General features: G+C 57.2%; 22 protein-coding genes. 10 read left to right on the top strand and 12 right to left on the bottom strand.

What is annotated here, in order from left to right; translation table 11 throughout:
• The first annotated feature begins 194 nt into the window (after nt 1–194).
• Nucleotides 195–1,103 (top strand): DUF535 family protein, encoded by a 909-nt coding sequence (locus ACKLKD_RS01980; protein WP_080896736.1) that lies wholly within the window; start codon nt 195–197, stop codon nt 1,101–1,103.
• A 157-nt stretch (nt 1,104–1,260) separates the two neighbouring features.
• On the opposite strand, the gene ACKLKD_RS01975 is transcribed toward ACKLKD_RS01980, so the two are convergent.
• Nucleotides 1,261–1,731 (bottom strand): winged helix-turn-helix transcriptional regulator, encoded by a 471-nt coding sequence (locus tag ACKLKD_RS01975; RefSeq protein ID WP_080896737.1) that lies wholly within the window; start codon nt 1,729–1,731, stop codon nt 1,261–1,263.
• A gap of 60 nt (nt 1,732–1,791) precedes the next feature.
• Between ACKLKD_RS01975 and ACKLKD_RS01970 the strand changes: the two genes are divergently transcribed.
• The 3 genes from ACKLKD_RS01970 to chrA all read left to right on the top strand — a co-directional run bounded on the left by ACKLKD_RS01970 (nt 1,792) and on the right by chrA (nt 4,472).
• Nucleotides 1,792–2,028, top strand: coding sequence for a tautomerase family protein (locus tag ACKLKD_RS01970; RefSeq protein WP_004202976.1), 237 nt, complete (start codon nt 1,792–1,794; stop codon nt 2,026–2,028).
• A gap of 148 nt (nt 2,029–2,176) precedes the next feature.
• Entirely contained in the window at nt 2,177–3,136 is a 960-nt protein-coding gene (locus ACKLKD_RS01965; protein ID WP_080896738.1) for a chromate resistance protein ChrB domain-containing protein, read from the top strand.
• Complete coding sequence (chrA, locus tag ACKLKD_RS01960; protein ID WP_025714439.1) at nt 3,105–4,472, top strand: chromate efflux transporter; 1,368 nt, start codon at nt 3,105–3,107, stop codon at nt 4,470–4,472. Before ACKLKD_RS01965 ends, chrA begins: the two co-directional genes overlap by 32 nt.
• 79 nt (nt 4,473–4,551) lie before the next feature.
• Here the strand turns inward: chrA and ACKLKD_RS01955 are convergent, their stop codons facing one another.
• The 11 genes from ACKLKD_RS01955 to ACKLKD_RS01905 form a co-directional block, all read right to left on the bottom strand.
• The gene (locus ACKLKD_RS01955) at nt 4,552–4,851 is read right to left on the bottom strand and encodes a hypothetical protein (protein ID WP_025714440.1); all 300 of its coding nucleotides are present in this window, start codon (nt 4,849–4,851) and stop codon (nt 4,552–4,554) included.
• Between the two features lie 41 nt (nt 4,852–4,892).
• Entirely contained in the window at nt 4,893–5,324 is a 432-nt protein-coding gene (locus tag ACKLKD_RS01950; protein ID WP_025714441.1) for a hypothetical protein, read from the bottom strand.
• Between the two features lies 1 nt (nt 5,325).
• Nucleotides 5,326–5,802, bottom strand: coding sequence for a hypothetical protein (locus ACKLKD_RS01945; RefSeq protein ID WP_025714442.1), 477 nt, complete (start codon nt 5,800–5,802; stop codon nt 5,326–5,328).
• 371 nt (nt 5,803–6,173) lie between these two features.
• On the bottom strand, nt 6,174–7,595 hold the full coding sequence (locus ACKLKD_RS01940; RefSeq protein ID WP_025714443.1) for an FAD-binding oxidoreductase: 1,422 nt from the start codon (nt 7,593–7,595) through the stop codon (nt 6,174–6,176).
• A 26-nt stretch (nt 7,596–7,621) separates the two neighbouring features.
• The gene (locus ACKLKD_RS01935) at nt 7,622–8,437 is read right to left on the bottom strand and encodes an ABC transporter permease (RefSeq protein ID WP_004175779.1); all 816 of its coding nucleotides are present in this window, start codon (nt 8,435–8,437) and stop codon (nt 7,622–7,624) included.
• 1 nt (nt 8,438) lies between these two features.
• The gene (locus ACKLKD_RS01930; RefSeq protein WP_004175785.1) at nt 8,439–9,269 is read right to left on the bottom strand and encodes an ABC transporter ATP-binding protein; all 831 of its coding nucleotides are present in this window, start codon (nt 9,267–9,269) and stop codon (nt 8,439–8,441) included.
• Nucleotides 9,266–10,249, bottom strand: a complete 984-nt coding sequence (locus ACKLKD_RS01925) for an ABC transporter substrate-binding protein (protein ID WP_080924294.1) — start codon at nt 10,247–10,249, stop codon at nt 9,266–9,268. The genes ACKLKD_RS01930 and ACKLKD_RS01925 overlap by 4 nt, the downstream gene beginning before the upstream one ends.
• A complete protein-coding gene (locus ACKLKD_RS01920) occupies nt 10,249–11,130 on the bottom strand; it encodes a creatininase family protein (protein WP_080924293.1) in 882 nt (293 codons plus the stop codon). The genes ACKLKD_RS01925 and ACKLKD_RS01920 overlap by 1 nt, the downstream gene beginning before the upstream one ends.
• Nucleotides 11,127–11,606, bottom strand: a complete 480-nt coding sequence (locus tag ACKLKD_RS01915) for a RidA family protein (RefSeq protein WP_002908128.1) — start codon at nt 11,604–11,606, stop codon at nt 11,127–11,129. Before ACKLKD_RS01915 ends, ACKLKD_RS01920 begins: the two co-directional genes overlap by 4 nt.
• Nucleotides 11,596–12,879 carry an amidohydrolase family protein gene (locus tag ACKLKD_RS01910; RefSeq protein WP_087805220.1) on the bottom strand — a complete coding sequence of 428 codons (1,284 nt, stop codon included), beginning with the start codon at nt 12,877–12,879 and terminating at the stop codon, nt 11,596–11,598. Before ACKLKD_RS01910 ends, ACKLKD_RS01915 begins: the two co-directional genes overlap by 11 nt.
• An 11-nt stretch (nt 12,880–12,890) precedes the next feature.
• Nucleotides 12,891–13,859, bottom strand: a complete 969-nt coding sequence (locus ACKLKD_RS01905) for a PDR/VanB family oxidoreductase (RefSeq protein WP_087805249.1) — start codon at nt 13,857–13,859, stop codon at nt 12,891–12,893.
• 207 nt (nt 13,860–14,066) lie between these two features.
• On the opposite strand from ACKLKD_RS01905, the gene ACKLKD_RS01900 reads away from it, so the two are divergent.
• From ACKLKD_RS01900 to ACKLKD_RS01875, 6 genes are all read left to right on the top strand, one after another.
• A complete protein-coding gene (locus ACKLKD_RS01900; protein WP_025714449.1) occupies nt 14,067–14,966 on the top strand; it encodes a LysR family transcriptional regulator in 900 nt (299 codons plus the stop codon).
• Nucleotides 14,967–15,261: 295 nt separating this feature from the next.
• Nucleotides 15,262–16,251 (top strand): ABC transporter substrate-binding protein, encoded by a 990-nt coding sequence (locus ACKLKD_RS01895; protein WP_080924290.1) that lies wholly within the window; start codon nt 15,262–15,264, stop codon nt 16,249–16,251.
• Nucleotides 16,252–16,262: 11 nt separating this feature from the next.
• On the top strand, nt 16,263–17,681 hold the full coding sequence (locus ACKLKD_RS01890; protein ID WP_087805222.1) for an amidohydrolase family protein: 1,419 nt from the start codon (nt 16,263–16,265) through the stop codon (nt 17,679–17,681).
• 20 nt (nt 17,682–17,701) lie between these two features.
• A complete protein-coding gene (locus ACKLKD_RS01885; protein ID WP_087805225.1) occupies nt 17,702–18,691 on the top strand; it encodes an isopenicillin N synthase family dioxygenase in 990 nt (329 codons plus the stop codon).
• Between the two features lie 1,152 nt (nt 18,692–19,843).
• A complete protein-coding gene (locus ACKLKD_RS01880; RefSeq protein WP_025714452.1) occupies nt 19,844–20,332 on the top strand; it encodes a hypothetical protein in 489 nt (162 codons plus the stop codon).
• Nucleotides 20,322–21,134 (top strand): hypothetical protein, encoded by an 813-nt coding sequence (locus tag ACKLKD_RS01875; protein ID WP_132312364.1) that lies wholly within the window; start codon nt 20,322–20,324, stop codon nt 21,132–21,134. Before ACKLKD_RS01880 ends, ACKLKD_RS01875 begins: the two co-directional genes overlap by 11 nt.
• The last annotated feature ends 39 nt before the right edge of the window (nt 21,135–21,173 follow it).

Here is a 21,173-nt window from a genome sequence, read left to right as displayed (position 1 = left end):
AAGTCGCTGAATGCCACGCTCTCCCTACCATAATTAACCGTTGACAGACTGGCGTTGGCTTAATTAATAACCATGCAGAATGATTTCCTGTGTATATATTAAATGAAAGGACAACGAAGGAGTAATTAAGCGTTGACGAAACGCTTTTATGTTAATATGCCGGCGATTATGGATGAATCTATGGATCTTAATCAATGGAACATACTGTTGCAGGCGCCATCAAAGAATGGCGTAAACATAATAAAGTGATCGGTCAGGTCAAATTAAACTATAAAAAAATATTACGAAAATGCAGAGAGCTGTCGCTCGCAGGAGGTAAATACAGAGAATATCAAGAACGTTGTGCGCAATATCAGTGCGCGCGGTTGACTGCCGTAACCAAAGGACTGGTGCCTTTCGAGGATAAACCCTTTAAAGCCTATCTTAATAAACGGCTGTCAAAACGTCACAAACTGGATATCGCCCACGGTGCGCTGAATTTTATTGAGAAAACGTTTCACCCCGACGTCCTGCCGCAGCTGTACAATGTGGCGGATTTTGGCCGCGCAATGTTTGTTATTCCTTTGAAAAATGGCGATAACCTTGACGTTAAGCTGCTGGCGTCGCCGTTTCAGGAGGAGGGCGAGCTGATGCTACAGCTGTTTCTCGGTGAGCGCCGCGTCTACAGCGTCTGTTTTTCCTGTACCGACGATGGCCGCGCCTATATCGGCGGCATCCAGGGCGGGAAAGACATCACCAATGACGAAGTGAAGGTGCTGACGAAAGAGCTGCATGGCGCGCGGCCGAAAAATATCATCATGAGCGTGCTGTATGGTTTTCTGCGATATTTCAACATCACGACGATCTACGCGATTGATGCCGATTACCACGTGAAAAGCGATCTGGTGAAAGCCAGTTATTCATCGCTGTGGCTGGAAATGGGCGGTGAGAAGCAGTCACGTGGCTGGTATAAACTGCCCGCGCAAGAGATCAAAAAAAGTATTGAAGAGGTGAAAAGTAAGCACCGGAGCCAGTTTATTAAACGCGAAGGTCTTAAAGAGCTGATTCAGATTGATATGGCGAATGCCCTGCAGCAAATTACCTTGCCAGCGCGGGTGAATTAACGCCACTTACACGCCGGGCGGGCAGCAGGGGGCTGCCGCCCGCCCGGCGCTATCCTTTCTTCACTGGCGCGTTTCCCGCCAGATTTCCTCCTTTCCCGGCGTTTTGGTGACCTGTCGAGCAGGCGAGGCCGCGCGTCCGGCGCCCGGAACACCTTCCTCAGCCTTCGGCATGGTTATCGGCTTTGACGATCTGTAGCGCGGCGGGGTTCGCCACGGCGCCGCTGGCGGTGACGAATCCGGGATGGACGGTCTCACCGCTGGCGGTGTCCACCAGCGCAATATGCGGTGCGCTGTGCAGCACCTGCTGGTGGCCCCATTCCATCAGGGCGAACAGCACCAGCGCCAGGCTACGGCTTTTGTCGGTCAGAACATATTCATAGCGTTCGCGGGAGCCGGCTTCCCGGTAGGGCACTTTGCTCAACAATCCCGTTTCAGTCATGGTTTTTAACCGGGTGGTGAGCGTCTGGCGGGTGATGTGGGTGTGCGCCAGCATCGTTTCAAAACGCGTCACGCCGTAAAACGCTTCGCGGAGGATCAACAGCACCCAGCGGTCGCCGAGGATTTTCGCCCCTTCCGCCAGGCCGCACAGCTCCGGGTCGAGATAGGGTAGTGATTTATTTTTTGACATCGCGAGATTGACCTTCTACTCTGAGTTTGAATTTTAGACTTAGATGCTAAGGAGCATAGCGTGCCATTTGTTAACGTGCAAACCATTAAAGGGATCATGACGGCGGAACAGAAAAGTGAGCTGCTGCGACGGATGACCGATCTGCTGGTGGAGATTGAGGGGCAGGGCGATCCGCAGTTCCGCCAGTCGGTGTGGATCCGCATTGACGAACATGACCCGGAGCAGTGGAGTCTGGGGGGCGTACAGCCGACGGCCGCGATGATTGCGGCGAAATTTGCCGCCGCGCGGCGCGACTGATCCGTAGAAAAACCGGGCTGCAAAGCCCGGCTCGCCAGACGGGCCGCCATTTGCGCTTTTCGGCTTTGCTTTACTGAACTTCATCTAAGCTACAGCGCGTAAAAACGTCACACACGCTACATGCTGTAGTAATCTCTACACCATGACAATGCATCTCCTGATACTTAACCTGACAACGTCGCAAGCCACGCTGCGCATGCGTGTCTGGCGAACCCTGAAGCAGAGCGGGGCAGCAGTCCTGCGCGACGGGGTCTATCTGCTGCCCGACGTGCGCCAGGGCTATGAGACCTTCCTCAGCACCTGCGAGGCGATCCGCGCGCAAGGGGGAACCGGGTATGTGTTTACGATTGAGGCGGCGGAAGAGGAGGCGCTCAGGCCGCTCTTCGATCGCCGCGAACAGTACGGCGCGCTGTTGCAGGATCTGCAGGCGCTGCAGAGGGCGTTATCCGCCGACGAACTGGCGGCTCAGCTCAAACAGCTGCGTAAAATTCAGCGTGATTACCGGCGAATTGAGGCCATTGATTTCTTCCCGGGGGCCGCCCGGGAGCAAACCGCTGAGCGACTGGCCGTCGTTGAGCAGGCGATAAATCAGCGATTATCGCCGGACGAGCCGCAGGCGGTAGCGGGCGAACTGAGCCTGCTGGACAGAGAAGCCTTTCGCGGCCGGCAGTGGGCCACGCGCCGACGGCCGTGGGTCGATCGTCTGGCCAGCGCCTGGCTTATCCGGCGCTTTATCGACCACGAGGCGCGGTTCCTGTGGCTGGCCGCCCCCGAGACCTGCCCGGCGACGGCGGTCGGCTTTGATTTTGACGGCGCGCCGTTCAGCCACGTCGGCACGCGGGTGACTTTTGAAGTACTGGTCCACCGCTTTGCGCTGGAAGCCGCGATCCCCGACAGCCTGGCGCGGCTGATCCACTTCCTGGACGTCGGTGGGGTACCGACCCCGGAGGCGGCGGGGGTGGAAAGCATTCTTGCAGGGCTGCGGGAAACCATTACGGACGATGACCAACTGCTGGCGGCAGCCTGCTCGCTGTTCGACGGCTTACTGAGGTCCTGTGAAATGAGGTCTGGCAACCATGAGCAAAACGGTCGTTCTTCCGCAGACTGACACTCCTTCCGTCGTCGCTTCCGTCTCCTTCTGGCAGGCTTTTCGCTTCTGGCTGAAGCTTGGGTTTATCAGCTTCGGCGGGCCTGCCGGGCAGATCGCCATGATGCACCAGGAGCTGGTGGATAACCGACGCTGGATATCGGAAGGGCGATTCCTGCATGCGCTCAATTTTTGTATGGTCCTGCCCGGCCCGGAGGCCCAGCAGCTGGCCACCTATATCGGCTGGCTGATGCATAAAACCTGGGGAGGCGTCATCGCCGGGGTGCTGTTTATTTTGCCCTCGCTGGTGTTACTCATCGCCCTGGCGTGGATCTACCTCGTCTGGGGGGATGTCGCGGTGGTGGCGGGGATTTTTTATGGCATCAAGCCTGCCGTGGCGGCAATCGTGCTGCAGGCGGCGCACCGCATTGGCTCGCGGGCGCTGAAAAATGGCGCCTACTGGGCTATCGCCGCTGCTGCCTTTGTCGCTATTTTTGCGCTGAACGTTCCCTTTCCGCTGATTGTCCTCGCCGCCGCGATCGTCGGCTTTATCGGCGGACGGCTGGCGCCGGCAACATTCGGCAAAGCGGACGCCCATCGTGCTCCGAGTCACCCTGGCGGGGCCGCCATTATTGATGACACGACGCCGATCCCGGCCCACGCCCTGTTCAGCTGGCGGCGTACCTCCCGGGTGCTGATCGCCGGGTTGCTGCTGTGGCTGGTGCCGATGGCCGCCCTGACGCTGATGCTGGGCTGGGCGCATCCGCTGACCCAGATGAGCTGGTTCTTTACCAAAGCCGCGCTGATGACCTTTGGCGGGGCATATGCCGTCCTGCCCTATGTTTATCAGGGGGCGGTGACCCACTTCGGCTGGCTGACGGCAGGGCAGATGATGGACGGCCTCGCCCTTGGGGAATCGACCCCCGGACCGTTGATCATGGTGGTGACTTTTGTCGGGTTTGTCGGCGGCTACACCAAAGCGGTGTTGGGCGTTGATGATGTGCTGCTGGGGGGCATCGCGGCGGCGTGCCTGGTGACTTGGTTTACTTTTTTACCCTCGTTTATCTTTATTCTCGCCGGCGGGCCGTTTATTGAAACGACCCATAATAAGGTGGGATTCACCGCGCCGTTGACCGCCATCACCGCCGCGGTGGTGGGCGTTATCCTGAATCTGGCGCTGTTTTTTATCTGGCATAGCGTCTGGGGACCATCCGGTTTCGACCCGTGGTCCGCAGCCATAGCCCTGGGCGCCGCCGGGCTGCTGTTTCGCTATAAGTGGAAGTTGACCTGGGTGCTGGCCGCCGCCGCCGCGGTAGGGCTTATCGTCCATATGGCGGGACTGTCCGGCGCAGGATAAGGTCGGCGTTGGGCTGAGAGACGTACACCGATGGGGGAGAGGCCAGTGCCCGGGCAGGCCCTGGCCGGATGGAGGAAATTTATTTATAGACGGGAGGCTCCACCGCGAGATGCAGTTGACAATATTGTTCAACGCCTTCTTTAAGCATCTTAATAATCATAAGTAGCATGGGTAAGTGCGGAACTAACTGAACAAGCAGTGCGCCCGTAGATCCGTCAAGCAGCGCCAGTGCGGCATCCACTTTCTTTTTCCATGCTTTGTTATATTCCACGCAAAAATTTTTAATATCGGCTGGCTGCGTTGAACGGGCAATCTGTTCGAGTTCTTCGATGGCGTTGAGTGCCGCTTTTATTTTCTCAATATCAGTGTGTTGAGTCATGTTAGCCTCGTAGTAACAGGAGAAAGAGAATTAACTCGTTTTTACTTCCCGGTTTGTGGCTTAAACAAAAGCCACGGTAAGGTGTAATCGTACAGCGCTTTCACCGGCACCACGGATAAGTGGAAATGTTTATCGTGCGGGCTGGCGCCATGATAATCCCGCCATATCCATGGCTGGACAGAAGCGCTAATGATCCGTTTGTTCCAGATAATATATTTAATTCGTTTGTCTTTGCTCTCGACCAGCGCATCGACAATCGCCTGAGCATTACACCCGTGATAAGGATCGTGTGTAATATCGATAGCCGTTACCACACCAATATTGCCATCCATCACCTGCGGATTATGATCCGAGTTGGTGTGAGCATGATGTTCATCGCCAATGGTGCCATCGCTGTCCGTGTTGCGATGTGGCGCGAATTGATCAATCTGATCTCTGAGTATCAGCAGACTCTTTGCGACCCGCCATACCATGTTATTTACCCTCCGGATTAAAACAGGGATTTGAGCTGACCGGCTCTGCGCCAGGAACCACGTCCTGATAAACCGGAGAGGGGGGAACAGGATCGGCGACAGGAGCCGCTTTCGCGCTGCTGACTTGTTCCTTTTTCAGGTTTTTCACTTGCAACAGATAATTAAGAATGACGTTCCAGAGCGCCGATCCACCGCTCGCCATCAGGCCAATGCATAATGTCATCAGGTCCGGATGTTTAATGGCCGAGAAACTGCCGGCGACAAAAGGTTGGGTCAAAAACGCCGTCACAATACCAGCAGCTACCGCTAACAGCTGCAGGGCAGATTTGCGCCGTCCTTCGATGACCGGATCCTGTTTTTCCAGATTGAGCCAGGGAAAATACCCTTTGATAATCTCTACCAGTCTTTCCGAGGCGATACTGATGGCGATCAGCATCGTAATGATGTTTTCAAGTTGCGAAGAAATGGCATCGCTCATATTATCCTCACTCTTGCTGTGTTGAAGGGAAATAAATCACAATGTTTTTATCATGTGTTTAATTCACAGTAGAAAATTCATGTCGACTAATTTTACGGTCAATTTTCGTCGTTCAGGCCAGTAATTGATAAGTTGTAATAAAATGACGGCGCGAAATAAAAATACGCCAGAGCGTGTTCGGAATAACTATTTAATTCGGCACGAAAACTGACTCGCGATAATAAATATATCGTCGCTTTTTTGATGAGTATAACGGAGGAAACCGACACGCCACTCATTCATATGAATGAGTGGCGTAAAAAAACTCGCCGCGCGGGCAGGAGGAAGAGATGCGGGCCAGCGACCGGTTAGCGTACCCCGGAATGGGACGCTCAGGTCGTGGGGGTTTCGCGGGTGGCCAGTGCCAGCGGGTTGCTGTCCAGCTCCAGCTGGTCGCGCAGCGCCCAGCCGCGCAGCTTGCCGGGGTTAAGCAATCCCGCCGGGTCGAGAGACTGTTTCACCGCCACGACGTCAGGACGGATCTCGCCCTGTTTGCCGTCCTCAACCTGCAGTACGTGGGGATTGTTAATCTTGACGTCGTTGTCGCGAAATATCTGCATGATGGCGTTGAGCCGCGCGGGTGTGGTATAGCGCACCAGCTGCAGACCGCTGGCGGTGAGATTGCCCTCGCTATCGCGCAGAAACTCAATATGGGAAATCACCTCCCCGGCGAAGTGCTGCTCCATCTGTAAAATTTGCTGCGGATAGCGCAGCGGATCAAACGCCGTCTGCAGATAAGTCAGCGTATTGTCCACCTTGAGCGCATGCAGGGTGGTGTGGTTCCAGCAGTATTCCATTAACGAGGCGTTTTGCGTCCGGGCCTCGTCGCTGGCCTGACGGATGGCGTTGCTCCCGCGATGGCGCTGTAACAGGCTGGCGCAGAGTCCTTCGCTCTCCTCGGCGATCAGGCTGATAACCGCATGCTGCCCGGTGCGGTAACGATCCTTGAGGTGGCTAAAATAGTCGGCGATCGGCGTGGCCAGCAGCGCGACCTGACGTTTCACCAGCCCCGGCGAGCGGACGCAGGCGTTGGCATAGTTCAGCGCATCAGCGAAATCGTCAAACACGTCCAGACGTTCAATCCACTGGTGCACGGGCGCCAGCGCCAGCTCAACCTCCAGAATGATGCCGTTGGTGCCGTAGGCGTGATGCAGTAGCAGCGCTTCGGGAGCCGGGATGGTCAGTATGCGGGGGACCGGCTCGACGGTCATCACTTTGACGCTGAGCACATTGCCGGGCGCCGCCAGCGGCCCATAGTTGATGGAGCCGATGCCACCGAACCCGCCGCCGTAGAGGCCGCCCAGGCTTGCCAGGCGGTAGGTTGACGGCATACAGCGCAGCTCCCAGCCCGTTGGGCGGGCGGCGGTTTCGATGTCTGCCAGACGAATGCCGGCCTGGGCGCGTACCGTGCCGTTGCCGAGGGCGACGATCTGGTTGAGTCCGGTCATATCGACCAGCAGCCCGCCTTCGAGGGGGACCAGTTGGCCATAGTTGCCGGTGGCGCTGCCGCGCAGGGTCAGCGGCAGCTGGTGCTGCGCGCAGGCGGCGACCAGCTGGCGCAGCTCCTCTTCGTCGCGTGGGCGAACCACCGCGTCCGCCTGTTTCCCCGCCAGTTGCTCAGTGAGTAGCGGACTGAACCAGTGAAAATCGCGGGAAAGCCGTTTGATCTTCGCCGGCTGTAAGGTCCACTCCAGCATCGGGAGTGCCTGCTGGATCGCCGCGACCGCGTGTTGACGCTGCTCATCAGTCATCATTTTTCTTCCTGTTCGTCAGCAAAACATTAATGAGATTGCACGGCTTCGCTTTCATGCCAGGCGCTGAGCGCCCGGCGTGAAACCCAGGACATCACGCCAAACAGCGCGATCCCGGCGAGAGAGATCAGCAGCAGCGCGGCAAACATCAGCGGAATATCCAGCTGGTAGCCAGCCTGCAGGATCTGATAGGCCAGACCGGTATTGGTCCCGCCGGTCCCGGCGACAAACTCCGCCACCACCGCGCCAATCAGCGACAGCCCGCTGGAAATACGCAGCGCGCCGAAGAAATAGGGCAGCGCCGAGGGGATACGCAGCCGCACCAGCGTTTGCCAGCGGCTGGCGTGATTGAGGCGAAAATAGCTCAGCAGGCCGGGGGAGACGCTGCGCAGGCCCTGAGTGGTATTGGAGATGATGGGAAACACCGCCATCAGGGTGGCGCACACCACCAGCGAGAGCGTGGCGTCCTTCACCCAGATGATGATCAGCGGGGCGATGGCGACGATCGGCGTCACCTGCAAAAACACGATATACGGAAACAGGGCGGTTTCCACAAAGCGGTTCTGCACCAGGATAAACGCCACCGCGGCGCCGATGACAATCGACAGCAGAAACGAGATCAGGGTGATCTTGAGGGTGAACAGCAGCGCCAGCAGCAGCGGCGTGAGATGCGTCCACAGGCTCTCCAGCATCACCAGCGGCGACGGCACCAGAAAGGCCGGGATGCGGAAATAGCTCACCGCGCCCTGCCACAGAAGCACCACCGCCACCGCGACGAGGGTCGGATAGAGAATTTTGAGAAAACGCGGATGCTGGACCCACGGCGTTGAGGTTGTGTTTTTCATATTATGACTCCATACCGGACTGACTGGCCTGCAACAGACTGTCCTGCAGCTGACGGGCATACAGGGAAAAGGCCGGACTGACGCGGAACGCCTCGCTGCGCGGGAACGGCTCGCGGATGGCAATATCTTCCACCACCCGTCCGGGACGGGCCGCCATCATGATCACCCGCTGTGAGAGAAACACCGCTTCATGGATCGAGTGGGTGACGAACACCACCGTCAGGTTCTGCTCCTGCCAGAGACGCAGCAGGTCGCTGTCGAGTTTATTACGCGTGATTTCATCGAGCGCGCCGAAGGGCTCATCCATCAGCAGCAGCTTTGGCCGGGTGACCAGGCCGCGGGCGATGGAGACGCGCATTTGCATGCCGCCGGAGAGTTCGCGCGGCAGGACGTCGGCGAATTTGCCCAGCCCCACCAGCTCAAGGACTTCACTCACCCGGGTATTACCTTCCGCGCGCGGCACGCCGGCCAGATCCAGCGGCAACCTGACGTTATTGCGCACGCTGCTCCACGGCATCAGGGTGGCTTCCTGGAAGACGAACGACAGCGGATGCTGGGCTTTCTCCCGGCTATCGCGCCGCCACAGCATCAGCTTGCCGTCGCTGGGCTCCACCAGGCCGGCGACCATCTTCAGCAGCGTACTCTTCCCGCAGCCGGACGGGCCGAGCAGGGTAATAAACTCCCCCTGATTGATGGTCAGGTTAACGGGCAGCAGCGCCCGGGTACCGTTGCTGTAGATCTTCTCCGCCGACAGCACCTCGATGGCCGGGGTGGCAGAGGCGGGCGTAAAGCGGGTGTCGCTCATCACGGTCAGTTTCGGGGCGGTATTCATGGCATCACTCCGGCGTCTTTGACCATCTCCAGGGTGTAAGTCTGCTCAAACGGCACCTTGCTGGCGTCGATCAGTTTGTTTTTCACCAGCATGTCCCAGGTTTTCTTCAGCCGCGGCTCGGTGATGATGCCGATGCCGCCGGTCTTAGCATCGCCGCCGGTCACCAGCTGGTACTGCTTCATCTGGGCAATACCAAAGGCGATCTGCTCGGCGCTCATTTGCGGATTTGCTTTACCGATCAGGCTGTTGCCGGGGGCGGGATCCTGCAGGTAGCTTTTCCAGCCCTCCATAGAGGCTTTGACGAAGGCCGCCACCGCCGCCGGACGTTTGCGGATGGTGTCGGCCATACAGATAATCGAGTTGCCGTAGGGCGGGTAGCCCCAGTCGCTGAGCGGATAGACATAGAACGGCTGTCCGCCTTTGGCGACGGAGAACGGCTCGGAGGTCACGTAGCCCTGCTGCACCAGATTTTTATCGGCGAGGAACGGCTGGACGTTAAAGGTATAGGGGCGCACTTTGCTGCCAGCCAGACCCAGCTCGCTCTTCGCCCACGGCCAGAAAGAGGTATAGGCCTCGGTAGCGAGCAGGAAGGTTTTGTCTTTAAGCTCCGCCGGGTTCTCCACTTTGTTATGAGTGATAAAGACCGTCGGCGAGTGCTGGAACACGGTAGCGACGGTCACCGCATGCACCCCGGCCTGCCAGGTCTCCAGCGCCTGACCGTTGTCGCCAAGGGTACAGTCCGCCTGGCCGGCCGCCATCAACTGCATGACGTTGATCTGCGGGCCGCCCATTTTAATCTCGACATCGAGACCGGCGTGCTGATACAGCCCGGTGGCCTGGGCCTGGTAAAACCCGCCGTGCTCGGCCTGGGCATACCAGTTGGTGAGAAACGTAAACTTCTCCGCCGCGAAGCAGGAGGCTGAGGTGGCGAGGGCGGCCACGGTCAGCAGGGTAAAAACGGGCGTCGGTCTGCTATTCATCAGGGCTCCTTGGATCCAGCAACGAAAGAGGGGGGTAGAGACTGCACAAAGCCGTGCCAGTGCTGTTTGCCCCAGGTCGGTTCGCGACGTTCGACCCAGGCCATGCGGTGGATCTCAATGATCGCCTGCGCCCAGCTGGCGGCGAGGGAGTCGAGAAGCCCTTCGCCTTGCTCCCGCGTCGCCGGGGTCGGGTCGCCAATCACCCCGCTGGGGCCAAAGTCATAGGAGGCCCACGCCGCCGCCGGGCGGCCTTTTGACAGGGTCGGGCAGGGAAATTCCGGCGGGAAGTTGGCGACCGCCCGCTCCATATGAACGCACTCCGGCGCCAGCGCCAGCATCAGCGCCGTTTCGCTATGCCCGGCGTGCATCGCCATCCGCTGTTCATGCGGGCTGAGAAACTGCTTTTCGCAGTTGGGCACGTTGAACACGTCGTGGGGGATGGCGATGAAATCCCCGTGGCGCAGGCGCATTTCCCGGCAGGCGATCTGCAGGATCTGCGGCTGGCCGCCGTGGCCGTTGATCATCAGCAGCTTGCGAAAACCGGCCCGATAGAGGGATTCGGCGATCTCCAGCACGGTATGCAGCAGCGTATCGCCGCTGAGGGTCAGGGTGCCGGGAAAATGCAGATGCTCCTCGGACTTACCGTAGACGATCGGCGGGATGGCGTAGGCCGGGATCGCCGCCGGCAGCCGGGCAAGGGCATGGCCCGCCACGCCTGAAGATATCACGCTGTCCACCGAGCAGGGCAGATGCGGGCCGTGCTGTTCTATCGCTCCAGTGGGGAGGACGATAACCGTATTGCTTTTATCCGGCAGGGCGGCAACGTCCGTCCAGCTCAGAAAAGGGAGAAAGCGCGCGGCAGGAATGTAACCGTTAATCATCGCGGAGCCTCGGAGTTAAATGACGGGGGTAACCAGACGGTCGCTTCAACTTCAATCAGTACCGTGGCGTCGGGCAGCATTTCGCTGACCTGCACCACGGTGGAAACGGGCGGCTGGTCGGGATAAAACAGCTTTCTGACCCGGCTGTAATAGGGAAAATGGTCAAGGTTGCGAAAGTACTGCACCAGCTTGATAACGTCGCTCATCTGCCCTCCCGCGGACGCCACGGTGCGGCGGATGCTTTCCAGTACGTACCAGCTCTGGGCGAGGATCGGGCCCTGTTTCGCGTCGGTCGAAAATTCGCCGGTCGCCCCCAGCAGCTCCCGCACCGGCTCAGGCACATCCTGAAAGCCGTTGACGATGGTGCCGGTCAGGGGATTGACCGGAATAATGCCCGAGAGAAAGATAAAATCGCCGGCTCTGCGCCAGGCGGCATACCGCGCCAGCGGTGCCCCCGCGCCTGCTTCAAGACTCATGTGCCATCTCCTCTTGCCACACGCGCCGGTGGGTTAATCTGCCGTGGTTAACCACCAGACGGGCGGCGCTGTTTAAAGGCCAGGTAAAACGGTCGCTACCCGGGAAAATCACCACGCTGGCCGCCGCGCCGACGGCAAAGGGCGCCGCGTCTGCCGGCGAACCGGTTAACGCCGCGCGATCGCAGATCAGCCGCGACTGCCGGTCAAACAGGTCGCTGAGCTGGGCGCTGAACAGGCCGCAGGCCAGGGTGTCCAGCGGGTCATAGCTGCCCGCCGGGCAGAAGGCATCCTGAACGTTGTCACAGCCGAGCAGGGTGGCCACGCCGGCGGCCTGCGCCTCGTGCAGCAGGGTGATCCCCCGCTGGCGCGGCGTGCGGCCGAATGTCGCATCCTGCAGCAGCAGGTTGGTCATCGGCAGAGCGATAAGGGTGACGCCGTGCGCCGCCAGCTGGCGCAGGATCGGCACCGCCTGTTCGTCGCTGCCGGCGGCCAGCGCGCAGCCGTGGCTGCAGCAGATATGCCCGGGAAAAGGGTGGCGGGAGAGATGGTCCGCCAGCCAGGCCATCCCCTGAGACACCTCGCGGAGCTCCTCATCGATATGCAAATCCAGATCCAGATCCCAGCGGGCGGCGCTATCCAGCAGGTTTGCCATGGCGGCGGCGTCCCAGTTGGAGGAGTGGATAAAGCCGCCCAGCAGGCAGCGCTCCCCGCTGTTGGCGACCGTTCGGGCAATGGCCCCGGCGTCTGCCGGATCGCGAAACAGGGTCAGCGGGACCAGCGCCACTCGCTCCAGGGTGATGCCGCCGGTATCGAGGCGGGCGATCTCCTGCCAGACGTCCGGTGCGTCGGCGGTAAACCAGTCGATATGGCTGCGCAAATGGGTCACGCCATTTGCTGCCGCCCGGGCCAGCGCGGCGGACGCCCTACGTTGAATATCCGCTCTGGTCCAGTGCCGGCGATCCTCGTGCATGGCGTGGATCGCCGCCAGCAGCCCGGCCTGCGCCGGAAGGCAGCGTTCAATGGTAAAGGTCTTGTCCAGATGGGCATGAGGTTCCACCAGGCCGGGGAGCGTCAGGGCCCCCGCCAGGTCCCACAGGCCGGGAACCGGCTGGTCGGTCGGGGTCAGTGCGGCAATCCGACAGTCGCGAAAGGCCAGGTCCGCCAGCAGCGGTTCGCCATTGGCCTGCGTCGGCCAGCCGTCGGGCAGCGCCCAGGCCGGGAGGCGGGCGCGGCTGATGCCGGCGAGCGGCGAGGAAGAGGAGGGGAACGTCATCGTCAGTCTCCTCACAGATCCAAAACCAGACCCGGGGATTTCGCCCGCGAACAGCAGAGCGTGATCTGGTCGTTGCCGGCTTTCTCTTCCGCCGTCAGCACGCTGTCCCGGTGTTCGGGGATCCCGTCGAGGACCCCGGTAATACAGGAGCCGCACATTCCCTGTTCGCAGGAGAGCATCACCTCCACCCCGGCGTGCTGTAATACCTGAGCAATCGTTTGATCCGCGGCGACCTGCAGACGCTGGCCGCTGGAGGCCAGCTCAATATAAAACGCATTTTTCGCCGCGGTATTATTTTCCGCCGCGGGAGTAAAACGCTCGAAGACGAATTGCGACGGCGACCAGCAATATTCCTCCATGACCGACTGCAGTCGCTGAATAAACCCCTCCGGGCCGCAGGCGACCACTGCGGTATCAGGATCGGGCGTGGTTAAGCAGGCGGGGATCCGCTGGCGAAACGACGCGCCTTCCTCGCTACAGTGGATCGCCACGGTGCCGCCCGCAGCCAGCTGGGTCAGGCGCGGGGAGAAGGCCGTCTGGCGCGCGCTGGCGACATAATAATGCAGCTCCAGCGCCCCCATTCTGGCGGCAATCGCTTCGGCCATCGCCAGCAAAGGCGTGATGCCGATACCGCCGGCAAACAGCAGGTAGCGCCCGGCCTGCGGCAGGAGAAAATGATTACGCGGCGGCGAAATGGCGAGCCGATCGCCGGGTTTGAGCTGCTGGTGCAAATAGCGTGAGCCGCCGGTGGAGGTGTCAGTCAGCCTGACGCAAACTTCATAAGTATTACTGCGGTCAGGCGCGCCACACAGGGAATACTGCCGGGGGCCAACGCCGGGAATAATAATATCGATATGCGCCCCGGCGGAGCAGGCCGGTAATATTTCCCCGGCCGCCGCCTGCAATATTATGGATAGGTTTCCCTCACCATTGGGGCGTATTTCCCCGACCGAGACCGAAATAAGATCGTGGCTGTGCATTACCATTTACTCTCCCTCATTCCGCTGTCTGCAGGGCGGCCAGGGGCGGCGAAGAGATAACTCCCCTTCGCGGTGAACTGTCCGGCGTGCAAGAAAATGGGTGAAACGATCGTTTCTCCGCTATGAATGCTACGGTATTGTGATAAAACTGTTGCGTCCAGAGCTTTGATTCGCACAACCCGTTGCAAAAAAGAGAGCACCCAAACCATGTTTGCCTTCTCCCGATTTCTGCTCTATTTCACCGAAGTGGCCCGACAGGGGTCGTTTCGTAAAGCGTCAGAGGCGCTGCATGTGTCGGCGTCTTCCATCGATCGGCAGATTTTGCGCGTGGAACAGGAGCTGGCGATGCCGCTCTTCGAGCGCCACCCCACCGGGCTGCGGCTGACCGCCGCCGGGGAGCTGCTCCTGCACGCGGCCAATAACTGGAAAAAGGACTTTACCCGGGTCTGCGAACAGCTGGATGACCTGCGCGGGTTGCGGCGGGGGCATGTGCGCATCGCTACCATCGATGCTATTAACCGGCATTTTTTTTCGACGATGCTCAAAGAGGTGCATAAACATTATCCCAACATCTCTTTTACATTGACCACCATCAACAATATCCACATTCAGCAGGCGCTGATCTCCGGCGAGGCGGATTTCGGCATCATGCTCAATCCCCAGACTTCCCGCGAACTGCAGGTGCGGGCGTTTGCCGAGATGAATATGGGTATTGTGGTGCCCACCGGCCATCCGCTGGCCAGCCGCAGCGCGGTGCGCTTTAGTCAGTGCCTCGACTACCCGTTTATTCTGCCATCCGTCCCGTTGATGATCAGCGAGCCGGTGGCGGCGCTGGTGAATATCAGCGGCAACGAGGTGAAGGAGGTGGCGGTGTCGAATAACATTCACATGATCCGCACCCTGATCAAAGAGCAGATGGGCATCGGCATCCTGTGCCGGCTGGATATTCTCGATGAGATCGAGTCCGGCCAGCTGGCGTTTGTGCCGCTAACCGATCCGCAGCTTAAACCTTTCACGCTGGCGCTGTGCGTCTCGCCCGCCCGCCAGCTTTCCCTCGCCGCCTCGATGATGCTGAACCAGCTGGAGATGCTCTTCAGCCAGCTGTGAGCGACCGGGCAGGCACTAAAATCATTCATTAACGCACCATTGTGGTGCGTTTTTGGTGTGCATGAATCAAAGGTTGCATACCCAAGGGCGGCGGCGCAGGCGATTTCTCGCGGTAGTTCGCGGGCGATCAAATCTGGCATTGTTTTTGTATAACTGAGTGTGAGTAGAAGCGGTCAGTACGGGTTATCCATACGGGACATTGCTCAGTCACCATGTCGCGGTTCAATGTTGACCGGGATGGGAGGCTGAGCCGTGGTTTGCTCGCCCCTCTCCCGGCATGAAGAGGAGAGGGATAATGAAAAGTCATGCACGCCTTCCCCGGGGCTTACGCTGGCTGGGCCTGATGGCTCTCGGCGGTGTCTCGCTGGCCGTTCAGGCCGAGGAGAAAATCGTTCTGCTGACCTCCTGGTACGCCCAGGCGGAGCAGGGGGGTTATTATCAGGCCCAGGCCACCGGGCTGTACAAAAAATACGGTCTCGACGTCGAGATCCGCTCCGGTGGCCCCCAGGTCAACGGCATGCAGTTGCTGTTGTCGAAGCGGGCCGATGTGATCATCGGTTACGACCTGCAGCTGCTGGAAGGCATTCAGCGCGGCTTCCAGGCAAAAGCTATTGCCGCGCCCTTTCAGTACGATCCCCAGGGGCTGTTGACCCACGCCGATGTCACCTCCCTGCAGGGGCTGAAAGACAAAACCCTGCTGGTCTCCAGCTCCGGTCAGGCGACGTGGTGGCCGTGGCTGAAGGCGCAATACCAGCTGAGCGATGCGCAGGTTCGCCCCTATACCTTCAATATTCAACCCTTTGTCGTCGACGACGCCGTCGCCCAGCAGGCTTATGTCAGCTCCGAGGTGTTTCAGGTGCAGAAGGCCGGGGTGAAGGCGAACTTCTTCCTGTTTTCTGAGCATGGTTATCCTCCCTACGGCGGCATTCTCATCGCCCGCCCGGACACCATCGCCGAGCGTAAAGGGGCGATGGCGAAGTTCGTCCGTGCCTCAATGGAGGGTTGGGTGAGCTATCTCAAGGATCCGGCGCCGGGAAATGCGTTGATTAAGCAGGACAACCCGAAAATGACCGACGATCTGCTCGCCTGGGGCGTGACCCAGATCCGTGAGCATCATCTGATCGACGGCGGGGATGCCGCCAGCCAGGGCTGGGGGACGATGACCGACGCGCGCTGGCAGAAGACCCGCGACTTTATGGTCAGCGCCGGTCTGCTGGCGGTGACCACCGACTGGAAACAGGCCTACACCACCGAATTTGTCCAGGCCATGCAGGTTAAACCCTGAGGAGCGACGCCATGTCATTAATCATTAAAAATGCCCATGCCATCCTCAGCGGTCTGCCGGGGGAGGCGGCGCGGCTGGCCGGGCCGGATATTCGCATCCGCGACGGCAAGATTGCGGCCATCGGCAGTCTGACGCCGCAGCCGGAAGAGCGACAGATCGATGCCCGCGACTGCGTGATCTATCCGGCATGGGTGAACACACACCACCATCTTTTTCAGTCGTTACTGAAGGGCGAGCCGCAGGGGCTGAACCAGAGCCTGACGGCCTGGCTGAGCGCCACGCCGTACCGCTTTCGCGCGGCCTTCGATGAGCACACTTTTCGTCTGGCGGTGCGCATTGGTCTGGTGGAGCTTCTGCGCTCGGGCTGCGCCAGCGTGGCGGATCACAACTACCTGTACTGGCCGGATATGCCTTTCGATACGTCGGAGATTGTCTTCAGCGAAGGGGAAGCGCTGGGGATGCGTATCGTCCTGTGTCGGGGTGGGGCGACCCAGGGCCGGGCGGTGGAACAGGATCTGCCCGTAGCGCTGCGTCCGGAAACCTTCGACGGCTATATGGCGGATATCGAACGGCTGGTCAGCCGCTATCACGACCCCCGGCCCGGTTCTCTGCGTCGGGTGGTGATGGCGCCCACTACCGTCCTGCACTCCGCGCCGGGCGCCCAGCTGCGGGAGATGGCGAAGCTGGCCCGTCAGCTGGGGATCCGGCTGCACAGCCATTTATCGGAAACCGTCGATTATCTCGACGCCGCGCGGCAGAAATTCGCCATGACGCCGGTGCAGTTCTGCGCGGAGCATGACTGGCTGGGAAATGACGTGTGGTTTGCCCATCTGGTGAAGCTGCTGCCGGAGGAGATTGCCCTGCTGGGCCGTACCGGAACCGGCATCGCCCACTGCCCGCAAAGCAATGGCCGACTGGGCAGCGGCATCGCCGATCTGCTGGCGCTGGAGCAGGCCGGGGTCCCGGTCTCGCTGGGAGTGGACGGCGCTGCCTCGAATGAAGCGGCGGATATGCAAAGCGAAGCCCATGCCGCATGGCTGCTGCAGCGCGCGCGCAAGGGAATGCTGGCGCAGCCGCGCTACGCCGGGGGCACCTTCGAGGGCGGGGCCGATGCGGCCACGGTGGAGGATGTGGTGCGCTGGGGCAGCGCCGGCGGGGCGCAGATCCTTGGCTTAGCGCAGAGCGGCACTCTGCAGGTCGGCATGCAGGCGGACCTCGCCATTTACCGGCTGGACGATCCGCGCTACTTCGGCCTGCATGATATGGCCATTGGGCCGGTGGCCTGCGGCGGGCGCGCCGCGCTGAAGGCGCTGCTGCTCAATGGCCGCCCCATCGTGGAAGATGACGCCATTCCCGGTCTCGATCTTGACGCGATGCGCCACGACGCGCTGGCGGCCGTCCGTACCCTCCAGCAGCGCGCCGCTGTTTAACTGATAACAGGATAATGACGATGACCTCAACCACCCAGAATCAACGCTACGCCTTACAGGAACTGGAAAAAGAGGCGCTGATGGGCGCCCAGGGTGAAGAGACCTTCGCCCGCGAAGTGCGCTGTATCGACCTGTCGAACTTTGCCGAAAGAAAAAGTGAAATTGCCGAACAACTGTGGGAGGCGGCGGTGGAGATTGGCTTCTTCCAGGTCAGCCACCACGGTATTCCGCTGGCGGAGATCCGCCAGGCCTTCAGCATGACCGAGGCGTTTTTCGACCTGCCCGACGAGGTGAAGCGCCAGTATCCGCTGGCAGGCAACGCCGGCTGGGAGAGCAAGGCGCAGGTCCGGCCATCGACCCGCACGCCGGATCAAAAAGAGTCCTATCAGATAACCCGGCCGCTGATGGCCGGGCGCTGGCCCAGCGATCGGGAGTTGCCAGCATTTCAGCAGACGATGCTCGGGTTTGAATCGCAGTGCTGGCAGCTGGGGATGAAGATCCTCTCCTGCTTTGCTTTGAAGCTCGGTTTTCCGGAATCGTTTTTCACCACCGCGCACGATCCGCAGCGTGACACCTACCAGAGCACCTTACGCATGCTGCATTACTATGCGACCGGGCAGTCGCAGCAGGGAATGTGGCGGGCCGGCGCGCACACCGATTTTGACTGCCTGACGCTGCTGTTCCAGCGCCCCGGCCAGGGCGGCCTGCAGGTTTGTCCGGGCAAGGATCGTGAGAGCCAGCAGTGGACCAGCATTGAGCCGCGCGAGGAGGTGATCACCTGCAATATCGGCGATATGCTGATGCGCTGGAGCGACGATCAGCTGCCGTCTAACTTCCACCGGGTGAGAAACCCGCTGCCCCACGAATATCAGGGGCCGCGCTACAGCCTGGCGTTTTTCTGCCAGGCCAATAAAGATGTCGAGATCCTCGGGCCGCAGAGGAAGTACCCGCCAATCAGCGCTGAGGATTATCTGCAGCAGCGGATCCAGGCCAATTTTGCCAAAGGGTAAGATGCTGCCTTGAGAGGTATACCTGCCGCCGGCTTTCGCTGGCCGGGCGGCAGGATATCTGGCGCTGAGCTTTTCAGCTACCGTGTTAAGTTCCCTGGTGTCGTTGAAATAACTGAAGAATATCCCCTAAGCGTCAGCAGCAAGCTGCCTTGGTTAAGGCCCTGAAAATCATGCCCTTTACGTCGTAAACGCCGTAAAGCCAGCTCACCGGGGGTAAAGGGATTACCTTAACTTCTTTATTGCTGTTAGTGGGTTAAGGCTAACCAGGGCAGGGGGGCCGAATTTATAGCTCGGTAACCGGCTACGCCGGGCTTTCGGCGCCATTTGACTCCACAGACACATGTAACCTCATCTGGCACCTCCATGCCGTTGACGCGGCATTCACGATGCTGTAGGTTTTAACGTCTGCTTTGTGCCAAAAGCGGACATCACTATTTGTGTAAATATCCCGCTGAACCTGCAGTGTTTGGGACATAAACATCACAAAGATGGAGATCATACTCTGGGTTAATAACATATGGGAACTTGAAGGTTCCAATATGTTATTAATAGAATTCGAGCGATTATCAATGAAGTCGCAAAAAAGGTTAACTAACCTTCCTTTTCTTGACTTTGCTTAGCAACTAAAATTATGCAACCAATCACTTCAACAACCAGATTGAGAGACAGTGCTACGGCAAACAGCTTTGCTGCTATAAAAATTTAGCATGAGAAAGAATTAGCTAATGCTTGGGATGACTTATTAAAGACAAATTATAAATTTTAACATATGGCAGAAAAATTGTGTGTCTAAACAGAACACAAGGAATTTCAGATCAGCCTCTAAATTTTCAAAGCAACCTGAAAATCTTGGGCATTGTTGCCCTTTCTTTATAACCGCTAGCATGCCCACGATTACAGCCCCCCTAGGTGATTCCTCAGAGTAATGATCCAATCCCTCTGCCGATGCCTCTACTCAAACAGGGTATATATTTAACTATTGCGATCATTTAAAACATTGCTAATGTTGAGTGATGAATTGAGTGATCATTGTATGCTGTTAGCATGATTTTTTGATGTAACCCTCACTGTCCATATAAAGGTTATTGAAATTTCACCTTATATACAGTAATGTGTCTCGAGTATACCATCATATATTAACAGTAGGTGTAAATGAAAATTTTCAATGACCGTGAAAAGTTTGAAATCAAAGAGTCAATATTTACTTTTGAATCCTTAATTGCGGACGCACCACCAGAAATATCATCAATGCTCAAAGGAAAAAACGTTATTATTTTACCATCTCATGGGTATGAAGACGTTTATTACACAGGCACATTAGATACACTAGATTATCTTAATGAAAATAACATTAGTGCTGAAGTATATGCTACCGACGACGAATATAAAGAATTGGGGTTGCATGCGGCAGATATATGGCTTGGTACCTTTATTATTAAAAATTTTGTAATACCTATATTCTGTAGTGTAGTTTCAGCATATATTTATGATAAAATAAAAGCAAAGAAAAATGATAAAATTTCGCTAACATTCATCGTTGAAAAGAAAGATGGAAAGACTGTTTCAATTGAGTACAATGGAAAAATAGAAAACCTCAATGAAGTTCTGAATGCTGTTAAAGGATTTAGTAATGAATATTGAATTAACAACCTTGGAAGACATTGTAAATCCAGAAATTATTAAAGCAATTGACTCCTTAAAAGAAGAAAAATTAAAAGCTATCAAATATGGTGATGAAGAAAAAGCCAATGAGTGCTGGAGAGTACTTAAAGCATTTGATCTAAATGTGCTTTATATTCGAGCATTCAATAATATAAAAAATAATAAATATAGAGATGCATGGAATGAACTCGAACAGTGTGAAATAAATTATGAATTTCTTAATGAAAATTCAACGGAAACTTTTTTAATTAATACAAGATCTAAGTTCATAATAGACAAGGTTCTTAAATGGCAGTCACTTTATCCGTATTGCCTATTTATTAGTCCCGGTTTTAAAGTTGGTTACTATACCTGCAGTATCTGTGATCACAGAGTTAGACCAAGATCGAGGTGCGGACATAAAAAAGGTAAAATCTATAACGGTGAACTATGTCTTCATATAGCTCATGACATGGAGTTCCTTGAGGTTTCAATTGTATCAACACCTGCTCAAAAGTATTCAGTAATGCATGATGATGCAACCCTTGACTTTACACTGATACAATATATATCAAATATTTTAGAAAATGCATTCGAGGAGTGGGATTTAAATAGAACAACTATGAGTTTTCCAAAAGAGCGTTTTGCAAATGTGAGAAACGAGGATGATTGCCCTTGTAAAAGTGGCAGAGAGTTCCATAGTTGCTGTAGTGATAAAAAAGAAATTGAAATTCCACATATTGATTTCATACTTTCAAAAGCTATCCCTTCTGATAAAGAAGAAATTAGTTTTCCGTATTAGAAATAAATATGAGTTAGATCACGGTCACTAGGGCAAGCA

The sequence above is a fragment of the Klebsiella sp. 10982 genome, assembly GCF_048589245.1.
Lineage (GTDB): Bacteria > Pseudomonadota > Gammaproteobacteria > Enterobacterales > Enterobacteriaceae > Klebsiella > Klebsiella quasivariicola.
This window is presented reverse-complemented; position numbering and strand designations above follow the sequence as displayed.

Coding starts and splice junctions, on each gene's coding strand:
- ACKLKD_RS01980 (WP_080896736.1), top strand. CDS start 195: ATGGAACATACTGTTGCAGGCGCCATCAAAGAATGGCGTAAACATAAT.
- ACKLKD_RS01975 (WP_080896737.1), bottom strand. CDS start 1,731: ATGTCAAAAAATAAATCACTACCCTATCTCGACCCGGAGCTGTGCGGC.
- ACKLKD_RS01965 (WP_080896738.1), top strand. CDS start 2,177: ATGCATCTCCTGATACTTAACCTGACAACGTCGCAAGCCACGCTGCGC.
- chrA (WP_025714439.1), top strand. CDS start 3,105: ATGAGCAAAACGGTCGTTCTTCCGCAGACTGACACTCCTTCCGTCGTC.
- ACKLKD_RS01955 (WP_025714440.1), bottom strand. CDS start 4,851: ATGACTCAACACACTGATATTGAGAAAATAAAAGCGGCACTCAACGCC.
- ACKLKD_RS01950 (WP_025714441.1), bottom strand. CDS start 5,324: ATGGTATGGCGGGTCGCAAAGAGTCTGCTGATACTCAGAGATCAGATT.
- ACKLKD_RS01945 (WP_025714442.1), bottom strand. CDS start 5,802: ATGAGCGATGCCATTTCTTCGCAACTTGAAAACATCATTACGATGCTG.
- ACKLKD_RS01940 (WP_025714443.1), bottom strand. CDS start 7,595: ATGATGACTGATGAGCAGCGTCAACACGCGGTCGCGGCGATCCAGCAG.
- ACKLKD_RS01935 (WP_004175779.1), bottom strand. CDS start 8,437: ATGAAAAACACAACCTCAACGCCGTGGGTCCAGCATCCGCGTTTTCTC.
- ACKLKD_RS01930 (WP_004175785.1), bottom strand. CDS start 9,269: ATGAATACCGCCCCGAAACTGACCGTGATGAGCGACACCCGCTTTACG.
- ACKLKD_RS01925 (WP_080924294.1), bottom strand. CDS start 10,249: ATGAATAGCAGACCGACGCCCGTTTTTACCCTGCTGACCGTGGCCGCC.
- ACKLKD_RS01920 (WP_080924293.1), bottom strand. CDS start 11,130: ATGATTAACGGTTACATTCCTGCCGCGCGCTTTCTCCCTTTTCTGAGC.
- ACKLKD_RS01915 (WP_002908128.1), bottom strand. CDS start 11,606: ATGAGTCTTGAAGCAGGCGCGGGGGCACCGCTGGCGCGGTATGCCGCC.
- ACKLKD_RS01910 (WP_087805220.1), bottom strand. CDS start 12,879: ATGACGTTCCCCTCCTCTTCCTCGCCGCTCGCCGGCATCAGCCGCGCC.
- ACKLKD_RS01905 (WP_087805249.1), bottom strand. CDS start 13,859: ATGCACAGCCACGATCTTATTTCGGTCTCGGTCGGGGAAATACGCCCC.
- ACKLKD_RS01900 (WP_025714449.1), top strand. CDS start 14,067: ATGTTTGCCTTCTCCCGATTTCTGCTCTATTTCACCGAAGTGGCCCGA.
- ACKLKD_RS01895 (WP_080924290.1), top strand. CDS start 15,262: ATGAAAAGTCATGCACGCCTTCCCCGGGGCTTACGCTGGCTGGGCCTG.
- ACKLKD_RS01890 (WP_087805222.1), top strand. CDS start 16,263: ATGTCATTAATCATTAAAAATGCCCATGCCATCCTCAGCGGTCTGCCG.
- ACKLKD_RS01885 (WP_087805225.1), top strand. CDS start 17,702: ATGACCTCAACCACCCAGAATCAACGCTACGCCTTACAGGAACTGGAA.
- ACKLKD_RS01880 (WP_025714452.1), top strand. CDS start 19,844: ATGAAAATTTTCAATGACCGTGAAAAGTTTGAAATCAAAGAGTCAATA.
- ACKLKD_RS01875 (WP_132312364.1), top strand. CDS start 20,322: ATGAATATTGAATTAACAACCTTGGAAGACATTGTAAATCCAGAAATT.